Source organism: Leifsonia soli, from assembly GCF_013408745.1.
GTDB classification, from domain to species: domain Bacteria; phylum Actinomycetota; class Actinomycetes; order Actinomycetales; family Microbacteriaceae; genus Leifsonia; species Leifsonia soli.
Genome location: NZ_JACCBJ010000001.1, coordinates 2,064,467 through 2,077,153 on the forward strand (window position 1 = coordinate 2,064,467; position 12,687 = coordinate 2,077,153).

The 12,687-nt window shown below is 68.2% G+C and carries 6 protein-coding genes; all 6 read right to left on the bottom strand.

Annotated features, from left to right (window positions below; all coding sequences use genetic code 11):
• Nucleotides 1-2: 2 nt before the first annotated feature.
• Nucleotides 3-1,616 carry a PilT/PilU family type 4a pilus ATPase gene (locus tag BJ963_RS10045; protein ID WP_281363849.1) on the bottom strand — a complete coding sequence of 538 codons (1,614 nt, stop codon included), beginning with the start codon at nucleotides 1,614-1,616 and terminating at the stop codon, nucleotides 3-5.
• A gap of 8 nt (nucleotides 1,617-1,624) precedes the next feature.
• Nucleotides 1,625-3,289 (bottom strand): ATPase, T2SS/T4P/T4SS family, encoded by a 1,665-nt coding sequence (locus BJ963_RS10050; protein WP_179456332.1) that lies wholly within the window; start codon nucleotides 3,287-3,289, stop codon nucleotides 1,625-1,627.
• Between the two features lie 250 nt (nucleotides 3,290-3,539).
• On the bottom strand, nucleotides 3,540-3,764 hold the full coding sequence (locus tag BJ963_RS10055) for a hypothetical protein (protein WP_179456334.1): 225 nt from the start codon (nucleotides 3,762-3,764) through the stop codon (nucleotides 3,540-3,542).
• Nucleotides 3,765-3,846: 82 nt separating this feature from the next.
• Nucleotides 3,847-7,722 carry a DNA-directed RNA polymerase subunit beta' gene (gene rpoC, locus BJ963_RS10060; protein WP_089908500.1) on the bottom strand — a complete coding sequence of 1,292 codons (3,876 nt, stop codon included), beginning with the start codon at nucleotides 7,720-7,722 and terminating at the stop codon, nucleotides 3,847-3,849.
• Nucleotides 7,723-7,769: 47 nt separating this feature from the next.
• The gene (rpoB, locus tag BJ963_RS10065) at nucleotides 7,770-11,267 is read right to left on the bottom strand and encodes a DNA-directed RNA polymerase subunit beta (protein WP_179456336.1); all 3,498 of its coding nucleotides are present in this window, start codon (nucleotides 11,265-11,267) and stop codon (nucleotides 7,770-7,772) included.
• Between the two features lie 290 nt (nucleotides 11,268-11,557).
• Nucleotides 11,558-12,637, bottom strand: a complete 1,080-nt coding sequence (locus tag BJ963_RS10070) for an NAD-dependent epimerase/dehydratase family protein (protein ID WP_179456338.1) — start codon at nucleotides 12,635-12,637, stop codon at nucleotides 11,558-11,560.
• Between the last annotated feature and the right edge of the window lie 50 nt (nucleotides 12,638-12,687).

The window sequence follows — 12,687 nt, forward strand, 5'->3', positions numbered from 1 at the left end:
GGTCAGCCCACCGTCCCGGAGTAGCTGTCGCCGAAGTCGAGTCCGCTCGCGGCGATCGCCATGGCGGACGCCTCTGTCGGCGACTCGGCCCGCTGGATGAGACGGGTGATGCCTTCCTTGTCGTGCGCCTTCTCCATCGCGGCGCGGCGCGTGATGACACCGGCGTTCACCAGTTCGGCGAGATGCTGGTCCATCGTGCGCATGCCGGACTCCCGTCCTGCCTGCATCATCGAGGCGATCTGGTACGTCTTGCCCTCACGGATGACGTTGGCGATGGCGGGGGTCATCATGAGGATCTCCGTCGCGACCACCCGGCCCGTGCCGCTGGCGCGCTTGATGAGCGTCTGCGAGACGACGCCCTGCAGCGTTCCGGCGAGCTGGGCGCGAACCTGGTCCTGCTGGTGCGGGGGGAAGACATCGATGACGCGGTCGATGGTCTGCGGGGCGTCCTGGGTGTGCAGAGTGGCGAAGACCAGGTGGCCGGTCTCGGCGGCGGTCAGCGCGACCGAGATGGTCTCGAGGTCGCGGAGCTCGCCGATGAGGATGACGTCCGGGTCCTGGCGCAGGACGTGCTTCAGCGCGTTGTTGAAGCTGTGGGTGTCGTGGCCGACCTCGCGCTGGTTGACGATCGACTTCTTGTGCACGTGCATGAACTCGATGGGATCCTCGACCGTCACGATGTGGTCGGAGCGCGTGCTGTTGACCAGGTCGATCAGGGCAGCGAGCGTCGTCGACTTGCCCGAACCGGTGGGACCGGTGACGAGCACGAGTCCGCGGGGTAGCTGCGAGAACTGCCCGACCGCGTCGGGCACGCCGAGGTCGGCCAGCTGCTTGATCTCGGTCGGGATGAGGCGGAACGCTCCGCCGTACGAGCCGCGCTGCTGGTACAGGTTGACGCGGAAGCGGGCATTGGCGGAGATCGTGAACGCGAAGTCGAGCTCGTGCTCGCGCTCGAACTGCTGCAGCTGACGCTCGGTCAGCAGGCTGGTCAGAGCAGAACGCGTGCGTTCGTGGTTCCACGGCTCGGTACTCGCCGCGGGGCGCAGACCGCCGTCGATGCGCACCATCGGAGGGGCGCCCACGGTGATGTGCAGGTCGGAGGCGCGCTGGTACACGACCTCGTGCAGAGCGGCGACGAGCTCCCTGTCGGCCCTCGCGAGGGCTTCGCGTTCGGGATCGGTGAGGCTCTCATCGAAGCCGGGCGTGGTCGAGTGCGAGACCGCCTCCCGCTCCGGCTCGGGGGGCGGGGCGGCGGCGCGGCGGCCGGCCGGGATGAGCCGGCTGACGGGGGCCGGTGCGACTGGGTTCGACGCGGACTCGTCGAGCGACCACACCGGGGTGGCGGGCTCAGGCGCGGGCGGCGCGGGCGGCGGCGTGTACGCCACGGGGTCCAGCGGCTCCGGCGACACGTACGACACCGGCTCCGCCGGCTCCGCCGCCACGTGCGACACCGGCTCCGCCGCAGCGGGCGGCGACCACACCGGCGGCGCGCCCAGCGGCGCACCCGGACCCGGCGTCCATCCTGCCGCGGTCGCGCCGGGCGGGGTCACGGGGATCTCGTAGACCGGCTTGGCCGTCGGCGGCGGGAAGCCGCCCCAGCTGTCGTCGTTCGTCATGTGCCCTCCTAGGCGACCACTCGCAGGATCTCTTCGATGGATGTGAGGCCGAGTTTGACTTTCTCCCAGCCGTCCTCGCGCAGGGTGAGCATCCCCTGCTCGCGCGCGGCGCGGCCGATCTCGGCGCTCGACGCCCGCTCGACGGCGAGGCGCTCGATCTCCTCGGTGACCGCCATCACCTCGTGGACGGCGATCCGGCCGCGGTAGCCCGTGTTCGAGCAGGCCGGGCAGCCGACGGGCACGAACATCGCCGGCGGCGCATCGTCGGCAGGGACCGGGAACCGCATCCTCCGCAGGTCCTCCGGCGCGTACGCACCGGGCTGCTTGCAGCGGTCGCACAGGCGGCGGGCGAGCCGCTGGGCGACCACGCAGTCGAGGGCGGAGCCGACGAGGAACGGCTCGATGTCCATCTCGGTCAGACGCGTCACGGCGCTCGGCGCGTCGTTGGTGTGCAGGGTCGAGAGCACCAGGTGGCCGGTGAGGGAGGCCTCGATCGCGATCTGCGCGGTCTCGTGGTCGCGGATCTCCCCCAGAAGCACCACATCCGGGTCGGAGCGGAGGATACTGCGCAGCGCGCTCGCGAAGGTCAGCCCCGCCTTCGGGTTCACCTGCACCTGGTTGATGCCGGGCATGCGGTACTCGACCGGGTCCTCGACGGTGATCACGTTGATCTCGGGGCGCGCGACGGCGTTCAGAGTCGTGTACAGCGTCGTCGACTTGCCCGAGCCGGTCGGTCCGGTGACGAGGATCATGCCGTACGGCTTCGAGTACGACTCGCGGTAGATCTCGAAGTTGCGCTCGAGCAGGTTGAGGTCGGTCAGGGTCATGCCGGTGTTCGTGTTGTCGAGGATCCGCATGACGACCTTCTCGCCCCACACCGTCGGCAGCGTGGCGACGCGGAGGTCGATCTGACGTCCGCCGTGCACGACGGACATACGGCCGTCCTGGGGTTTGCGGCGCTCGGCGATGTCGATGTCCGACATGATCTTCAGCCGCGAGATGACGCCGTTCTGGATGCTCTTCGGCGCCGACTGCATGGCGTGCAGGACGCCGTCGATGCGGTAGCGCACCCGGACGTCGTGCTCGGCCGGCTCGATGTGGATGTCGGAGGCGTGGTCCTGGATCGCCTGGCTCACCAGCAGGTTCACGAACCGCACGATCGGGGCGTCGTCGTCGGACGACTCGGAGACGGCGGTGTCCTCGGAGGGCGCGGTCTCCTCTTCGAGGGTGGAGGTCAGGTCGCTGAGCTCGTCGTCGGCGCGGATGTAGCGGTCGATGGCCGAACGCAGGTCCGACTCCTCGGCCACGGCTGCCGCGACGTTCATCCGGGACGCCGCCCGGACGTCGTCGATCGCGAACACGTTGCCCGGGTCGGCCATGGCGACGACGATCATCCCGTCGGCCGTGGCGATCGGGAGGACGGTGTGGCGGCGGCAGATCGCGCCGGGGATGAGGGCGACGGCCGCGCGGTCGACCGGATAGTCGGCGAGCTCGACGAACGGGAGGCCGGCCTGCGCGGCGCGGGCACGCGCCAGCTGGGATGAGCTGATGGCGCCGCGCGCCATCAGCTCGCGCACGACGGACTCGTCCGCCGCCGGCTCGGTCGCCACGCGGTCGAGGTATTCGATCGGCAGGTGGCCGTGGAGGATGAGGATCTCGGTCATGGACGCCACGGGGACCTCCTACGGGAAGCGGCTGCCGACGGGGTCGGGTGAACGGCAGGCCCGCCGGTCGGAGGCGAGACTCCCCGGTCGGCTGGGCGTAGCCACCCTATTCAGCGGCCGGAACCGGCCGACAGACCCGCGAGAGGGTGCCACACGCGTGGGGGGCACCCTCTCGCGGGGCGTGCTTCCATCCTCCGGTGGAGGGTGCGGACGGGCCAGAGCCCCGACGCGCGATAATACGGACGAAGCCCGCGCGGGCTCAGCCGAGCTTGCCGCGGCGGCTCGCCAGGTAGACCAGGACGCCGGCGACGACCGCGCATCCCATCGTCGTGAGCCAGTACGGGAGGGTCGCTGCGGCGTGGCCGGAGACGGCCTGGGCGACGCCCACGACGAAGCTCACCACGGCGACCACCAGGAGCACGGCTCCGAAGCCGAGCATCGCCCGCCCGACGGTATCCGTGTACTGCAAGAGCTGGCGCCACATGCTCCCATTCTCCCAGGTCGAACGGGCCGGGAACGACGAAGGCCCCCGGCGCAGTGCGCCGGGGGCCTCGTCGTACGGGACCTTAGTTGTAGGTTCCGGGGGTGTAGTCGTCCGAGCTGAAGCTGTCGAAGTCGACGAAGCTCAGGTCGCTCTCGCTGAACGCGGAGTCATCGGCGAAGATGCGGTTGGGGTACCGCTCCGCCTTGGCCTCCTCGGTCGCCTCCACGGAGACGTTCCGGTAGCGTGACAGACCCGTTCCGGCCGGGATGAGCTTACCGATGATGACGTTCTCCTTGAGACCGATCAGCGGGTCGGACTTGCCCTCCATGGCCGCCTGCGTCAGGACGCGGGTGGTCTCCTGGAAGGACGCGGCCGACAGCCACGACTCGGTCGCCAGCGAGGCCTTGGTGATACCCATGACCTCCTGACGGGCGGACGCCGTCTTCTTGCCCTCCTGCAGCGCAGCACGGTTGATCTCGTTGTACCGCGAACGGTCGACGAGCTCACCCGGCAGCAGGTCGGTGTCGCCGTGGTCGACGACGGTGACCTTGCGGAGCATCTGGCGGACGATGACCTCGATGTGCTTGTCGTGGATCGGCACACCCTGCGAGCGGTAGACGCCCTGCACGCCGCCCACCAGGTGCTTCTGCACCTCGCGGACACCCTTGACCCGGAGGACCTCCTTCGGGTCGACCGTGCCGACGATCAGCTGCTGGCCGAGCTCGACGCGCTGTCCGTCCTCCACCAGGAGGGTCGAACGCTTCAGCACCGGGTAGACGTGCGGCTCGTCGCCGTTGTCCGGGGTCAGGATGACCTTGCGGGACTTGTCCGTCTCCTCGATGACGATGCGGCCGGCAGCCTCGGCGATCGGGGACGCACCCTTGGGGGTACGAGCCTCGAACAGCTCCTGGACGCGCGGCAGACCCTGGGTGATGTCGTCCGCGGAGGCCGAACCACCCGTGTGGAACGTACGCATGGTGAGCTGCGTTCCGGGTTCGCCGATCGACTGGGCGGCGATGATGCCGACCGCCTCGCCGATGTCCACCAGCTTGCCGGTCGCGAGCGAACGGCCGTAGCAGGCGGCGCAGACGCCGACCGCCGACTCACAGGTCAGCACGGAGCGGACCTTGATGTCGGTGACGCCGGCGGCGACCAGCTTGTCGATGAGCACGTCGCCCACGTCGTCGCCCGCCTTCGCGACCACGGTGCCGTCCGTGCCGACCGCGTCAGCGGCCAGCGTGCGGGCGAACACCGAGTTCTCGACGTTCGGGTCGCGGGTGAGGGCGCCGTCCGCACCGACCGTGGCGATCGGCAGGTCGAGGCCCTTGGTCGTGCCGCAGTCGTCCTCGCGGATGATGACATCCTGCGAGACGTCCACCAGACGACGGGTCAGGTAGCCCGAGTCGGCCGTACGGAGAGCCGTGTCGGCCAGACCCTTACGGGCACCGTGCGTCGCGATGAAGTACTCCGCCACCGACAGCCCCTCGCGGTACGAGGAGATGATCGGACGAGGGATGATCTCACCCTTCGGGTTGTTCACCAGACCACGCATACCGGCGATGTTCCGGACCTGCAGCCAGTTACCACGGGCACCGGACGTCACCATGCGGTTGATGGTGTTGTCCGCCGGGAAGTTGGCGCGCATGGCCTCGGCCACCTCGTTGGTCGCCTCGGTCCAGATCTTCACCAGCTCCTGGCGACGCTCGAGGTCGGTCGTCAGACCCTTCTCGAACTCGGCGGTGATCTTGGCGGCCTTCTTCTCGTAGCCGGCCACGATCTGCGCCTTGTTCGGCGGGGTCAGGATGTCGCTCAGCGACACCGTGACGCCCGAGCGGGTGCCCCAGTAGAAGCCGGCGTCCTTGATCCGGTCGAGCGCCGCGGCGACCTCCACCTTCGGGTACCGCTCGGCCAGGGCGTTCACGATCGACGAGATCGTGCCCTTGTCGGCGACCTCCTCCACGTAGGGGTAGTCCGCCGGGAGCGTCTCGTTGAAGAGGGCGCGACCCAGCGTGGTCTCCACGATGGCGGTGATCGGCTCGGCGCCGGTGTCGGCCGCGTCGGACGGAACGTAGTTGTCCAGACGGATCTTCACCTTGGCGTTGAGGTGCAGCGTGCCCTGGTCCTTCGCGAGGATCGCCTCGGAGACCGAGGAGAACGCGCGACCCTCGCCCACAGCGCCCTCGCGGACGGTGGTGAGGTGGTGCAGACCGATGATCATGTCCTGCGAGGGCAGGGTGACCGGACGGCCGTCCGACGGCTTCAGGATGTTGTTCGAGGCGAGCATCAGGATGCGGGCCTCGGCCTGAGCCTCCACCGACAGCGGCAGGTGCACCGCCATCTGGTCGCCGTCGAAGTCCGCGTTGAACGCGGCGCAGACGAGCGGGTGGAGCTGGATGGCCTTGCCCTCGACGAGCTGCGGCTCGAACGCCTGGATGCCCAGACGGTGCAGCGTGGGAGCACGGTTCAGCAGCACGGGGCGCTCGCGGATGATCTCCTCGAGCACGTCCCACACCTGCGGGCGCGAACGCTCCACCATCCGCTTCGCGGCCTTGATGTTCTGAGCGTGGCTCAGGTCGATCAGGCGCTTGATGACGAACGGCTTGAACAGCTCCAGCGCCATCTGCTTGGGCAGACCACACTGGTGCAGCTTGAGCTGCGGACCCACGATGATGACCGAACGGCCCGAGTAGTCGACGCGCTTTCCGAGCAGGTTCTGGCGGAAACGACCCTGCTTGCCCTTCAGCATGTCGCTGAGGGACTTGAGGGCGCGGTTGCCGGTACCCGTGACGGGACGACCGCGGCGGCCGTTGTCGAACAGGGCGTCGACGGCCTCCTGCAGCATGCGCTTCTCGTTGTTCACGATGATCTCGGGAGCACCGAGGTCGAGCAGGCGACGCAGGCGGTTGTTGCGGTTGATCACGCGGCGGTACAGGTCGTTCAGGTCGCTGGTGGCGAAACGGCCACCGTCGAGCTGGACCATCGGGCGCAGCTCCGGCGGGATCACCGGGACGACGTCGAGGACCATCGCGGCCGGCGAGTTGCCGGTCGCCAGGAACGACGAGACGACGCGCAGTCGCTTGATCGCGCGGATCTTCTTCTGGCCCTTGCCGGTGGCGATCTGCTCGCGGAGCAGCTCGGCCTCGGCGTTCAGGTCGAACGCCTGCAGGCGACGCTTGATCGCCTCGGCGCCCATGTAGGCCTCGAAGTACAGGCCGTAGCGGTCGACGAGCTCGTTGAAGTCCGCGTCCTCGGGCTTGAGGTCGCCGACCTTGAGGGTGCGGAACGACTCCCACACGCGCTCCAGGCGGGCGATGTCCTCGTCGAAGGACTTGCGGATCTGGCCCATCTCCTTCTCCGCCGTGTCCTTGACACGACGCTTCTGGTCGGCCTTCGCGCCTTCCTCCTCGAGCGCGGCGAGGTCGGTCTCGAGGCGCTGCAGACGCTCGGCGACGCGGGCGTCGCGCTGGTCGGACAGCGTCTTGATCTCGAGGCGCAGCTCGTTCTCGAGGCCGGGGAGGTCGGCGTGACGGCCGTCCTCATCCACCTCGATGACCATGTACGCGGCGAAGTAGATGACCTTCTCGAGGTCCTTCGGCGCCATGTCGAGCAGGTAGCCGAGACGGCTGGGCACACCCTTGAAGTACCAGATGTGCGTCACCGGGGCGGCGAGCTCGATGTGGCCCATGCGCTCACGACGGACGGAGGACTTGGTGACCTCCACGCCGCAGCGCTCGCAGACGATGCCCTTGAACCGGACGCGCTTGTACTTGCCGCACGAGCACTCCCAGTCGCGGGACGGTCCGAAGATCTGCTCGCCGAAGAGTCCATCCTTCTCCGGCTTCAGGGTCCGGTAGTTGATGGTCTCCGGCTTCTTGACCTCGCCGTAGCTCCAACGACGGATGTCGTCAGCGGTGGCCAGGCCGATACGCAGCTCGTCAAAAGTTGTTGCGTCGAGCAATGTTCCTTCTCTCCTATGGAAGATTCGTCAGTAGGTCTGGCTGCCGCTTAGATCTCGTCGATCGACGACGACTCGAAGCGGGAGGAGATGTTGATGCCGAGCTCCTCCGCGGCGCGGAAGGCCTCGTCGTCCGAGTCGCGCAGGCTGACCGCCTGGCCGTCGGCCGACAGGACCTCCACGTTCAGGCAGAGGGACTGCATCTCCTTGATGAGCACCTTGAAGGACTCCGGGATGCCCGGCTCCTGGATGTTCTCACCCTTGACGATGGCCTCGTAGACCTTCACGCGGCCGAGGATGTCATCCGACTTGATGGTCAGGAGCTCCTGCAGCGCGTACGCGGCGCCGTAGGCCTCGAGGGCCCACACCTCCATCTCACCGAAGCGCTGACCACCGAACTGCGCCTTACCACCGAGCGGCTGCTGGGTGATCATCGAGTACGGACCGGTCGAACGGGCGTGGATCTTGTCGTCGACCAGGTGGTGCAGCTTCAGGATGTACATGTAGCCGACCGACACAGGGTCCGGGTACGGCTCGCCGGAGCGGCCGTCGAACAGCTGCGTCTTGCCGGAGGAGCCGATCAGGCGGTCGCCGTCGCGGGTCGGGAGGGTCGCGTCGAGCAGACCTGCGATCTCCTCCTCCTTCGCGCCGTCGAACACCGGGGTGGCGACCTTCGTGTTCGGCTCGGCCGAGAACGCGGCCTCGGGGAGCTCAGCGGCCCACTTCGGCTTGCCCTTGATCTCCCAGCCGTTCTTGGCGATCCACCCGAGGTGGATCTCCAGGACCTGACCGAAGTTCATTCGACCGGGGACACCCAGCGGGTTGAGGATGACGTCGACCGGCGTCCCGTCGGCGAGGAACGGCATGTCCTCGACCGGGAGGATCTTGGAGATGACGCCCTTGTTGCCGTGACGGCCGGCGAGCTTGTCGCCCGCGGTGATCTTGCGCTTCTGGGCGATGTAGACCACCACGCGCTGGTTCACGCCGGAGCCGAGCTCGTCGTCGCCGTCCTGCGAGTCGAAGACCTTGACACCGATGACGGTGCCCTCCTCGCCGTGCGGGACCTTGAGGGAGGTGTCGCGCACCTCGCGGCTCTTCTCGTTGAAGATCGCGCGGAGCAGGCGCTCCTCGGCCGACAGCTCGGTCTCGCCCTTCGGCGTGACCTTGCCGACGAGGATGTCGCCGGGGCGCACCTCGGCGCCGATGCGGATGATGCCGCGCTCGTCGAGGTCGGCCAGGAGGTCCGGGCTGACGTTCGGGAGATCGCGGGTGATCTCCTCCTTGCCGAGCTTGGTGTCGCGGGCGTCGACCTCGTACTCCTCGATGTGGATCGAGGAGAGGGTGTCGTCCTTCACCAGGTTCTGGCTGAGGATGATCGCGTCCTCGAAGTTGTGACCCTCCCACGGCATGAACGCGACGAGCAGGTTCTTGCCGAGCGCGAGCTCGCCGTTCTCGGTCGCGGGACCGTCGGCGACGACCTCGCCCTGCTCGATGCGGTCGCCCTCGTCCACGATCACGCGGTGGTTGTAGGACGTGCCCTGGTTCGAGCGGTCGAACTTGCGCAGGTAGTAGGTCTGGTACGTTCCGTCGTCCGCCTGGACGGTGACCGCGTCGGCCGAGACCTCGGTGACGACACCGGACTTCTCGGCGGTGATCACGTCACCGGCGTCGATGGCCGCGTAGCCCTCCATACCGGTTCCGACGACCGGGCTCTCCGAGCGGAGAAGCGGCACCGCCTGGCGCTGCATGTTCGCACCCATGAGGGCTCGGTTGGCGTCGTCGTGCTCGAGGAACGGGATCAGCGACGTACCCACCGACACCATCTGGCGCGGGGAGACATCCATGTAGCCGATCTCCTCGGCGGGGATCAGGTCGACCTCGCCGCCCTTCTGACGGGCGAGGACGCGCTCCTCCACGAAGTGGCCGTTCGCGTCGAGCGGGGCGTTCGCCTGCGCGACGACGAAGTCGTCCTCTTCGGAGGCCGTGAGGTAGTCGATCTGGTCGGTGACCCGGCCGTCGACGACCTTGCGGTACGGCGTCTCGATGAAGCCGAAGGAGTTGATCCGCGCGAACGACGCGAGCGAGCCGATCAGACCGATGTTCGGGCCTTCCGGCGTCTCGATCGGGCACATGCGGCCGTAGTGCGACGGGTGGACGTCACGGACCTCGACGCCGGCGCGCTCACGGCTCAGACCACCGGGGCCGAGCGCGGAGAGGCGGCGCTTGTGGGTCAGACCCGCGAGCGGGTTGTTCTGGTCCATGAACTGCGACAGCTGCGACGTTCCGAAGAACTCCTTGATCGCGGCGACGACGGGTCGCACGTTGATCAGGGTCTGCGGGGTGATCGCCTCGATGTCCTGCGTGGTCATGCGCTCGCGGACGACGCGCTCCATCCGGCTGAGGCCCGTGCGGACCTGGTTCTGGATGAGCTCGCCCACCGCGCGGATGCGACGGTTGCCGAAGTGGTCGATGTCGTCGATGTCGAGGCGGATGTCCGTCTCGACGCCGTTGCGCAGACCCTTGATCGTGGTCTGGCCGTCGTGCAGGGCGACCAGGTACTTGATCGTGGCGATGATGTCCTGGACGGTCAGCACCGACTCCGACAGCGGGGCCTCGAGGCCGAGCTTGCGGTTGATCTTGTAGCGGCCGACCTTGGCGAGGTCGTAGCGCTTCGGGTTGAAGTAGAAGTTGTCGAGCAGCGCACGCGCGGCCTCGGCGGCGACCTGCTCGCCCGGACGCAGCTTGCGGTAGATGTCCTTGAGCGCCTCCTCCTTGGTGAGGATGGCGTCCTTCTCGAGGGTCAGCTCGATGGACTGGTACCCGGCGAACTCGGAGAGGATCTCCTCGCTGGTGAGGCCGAGGGCCTTCAGGAACACCGTGACCGACTGCTTGCGCTTGCGGTCGATGCGGACACCGACCTGGTCGCGCTTGTCGACCTCGAACTCGAGCCACGCACCGCGGCTCGGGATAACGCGTGCCGAGAAGATGTCCTTGTCGGACGTCTTGTCGGGGGTGGCCTCGAAGTACACGCCCGGCGAACGGACGAGCTGCGAGACGACGACACGCTCGGTGCCGTTGATGATGAAGGTGCCCTTCTCGGTCATCAGCGGGAAGTCGCCCATGAAGACCGTCTGGGTCTTGATCTCACCGGTGAGGTGGTTCATGAACTCGGCCTCGACGTAGAGCGGGGCCGCGTAGGTCTTGCCCTTCTCCTTGCACTCGTCGATGGAGTACTTCTTCTCCTCGAGGAAGGGGTTCGTGAACGAGAGCTGCATGGTCTCGCCGAGGTCCTCGATGGGAGAGATCTCCTCGAAGATCTCCTCGAGGCCCGTGTTGGCGGGAAGATCCTGACGGCCCTGGGCCTCGGCCTCGGCGACGCGAGCCTTCCACGCGTCGTTGCCGACCAGCCAGTCGAAGCTCTCGGTCTGCAGTGCGAGCAGATCGGGAACGGTCAGGGTGTCCGTGATCTTGGCGAAGGAGAGTCGGGATGCGGCTCGTCCGTTCTTGGGTGTCTTGTCGGTGTTGGTTGCGTTGCGCGCAGCAGCCAAGGAAATAACCTCCGGGGCCCCGTCGGGCCAGTTACTGTCGGTCGTGTATCTATCAGGACGAGTACTCCCAGTCACGTCGCGCTGCGTATCTGACCCGAAAGGACGGGCCCAGGCACACGCGGAGAAAGTCAGAGCCGACCGCAATATGAAGGCAGAAGTTTGACTGGGAGCGCAAAGAACAACTATATGTCAATCGGACGCGCCGTGTCCAGTCTTTTCTTGACCGGAGACACGTCCTGATGTATAACGCGGGTCAGGCGTCCCTATTCCCGGTCCCCGGCCGGAGCAGATCAGCGGCTGCGCGGGTGGTAGGTCGGGAGGGTGTCGACGGTGGCGATCACGGCCTCCTCGCGCGACCGCGGACTCCAGCCCAGCACCGTGATCGCCTTCTGCGAGGTGGCGCGGCGCACCGTGCCGATGTCGGGAAGGGAGTCGCGCACGCGCCGGCTGAAGGGTGCGACCGCCCGCAGCATCCACTCGGGCATCAGCTTGGTGCTCACCCGGCGCCCGGCGGCCTCGCCGAGGTGACCGCGGATGAGCAGCGCGACCTCCTGCGCCGACATGACCTCGCCGGCGATGGCGAGGAACCGCTCGCCCGCCGCCTCCGGTCGCGTCATGGCGAGGAGGTGCAGCGCGGCGACGTCGCGCACGTCGACGATGCCGAAGTGCACGTCGGGGAGGCGAGGGAGGCGTCCCTCCTTCACCAGGCGGATCAGCTCGACGGAGGTGGAGATGTCGGGCCCGAGCACCGGCCCGAGGATCCCGACCGGATTCACGGTCGCGAGCTCGAGTGCTCCGCCCTCGGCCGCGACGAACGCCCAGGCCGCCCGCTCCGCGATGGTCTTCGACTGCACGTACGGGCTCAGCGGGCGGCCGCTGTCGAGGTCGGTCCAGTCCTCCTCGGTGAACGGCCGGTCGGTCGGCGGGTGCCCGTAGCCGATGGCCGCGAAGGATGAGGTGAGCACCACGCGTTCGACGCCGGCGTCCCGCGCCGCCCGCAGCACGCGCAGGGCGCCGTCGCGGGCGGGAACGATCAGCTCGTCCGCATCCTTCGGCTGAGACGAAGGGAAGGGAGAGGCGACGTGCAGCACGAAGCGGCATCCGGCGACGGCATCCGCCCATCCGTCGTCGGAGGTCAGGTCGGCGATCGCGAACTCGAGCCGGTCGCCCGGGTCGTCGACGCCGCCCGCCGCGAGCTGCTGCCGGACGTCGGCGGCGCGGGCGGGCGTGCGGATCGTGGTGCGCACCCGGTGGCCCGCGTCGAGCAGGGCGAGGATGCAGTGGGCGCCGAGGAACCCGGAACCGCCGGTCACGAGCACGAGATCGGCGGAGGGCGGGGAGGGCGGGGTGGCCGCGTTCGGGTCGCTCACGCCCCCATCCTTCCCCGGCAGTGCGTCAGAGGGAAGCGGCGCAGCCGACC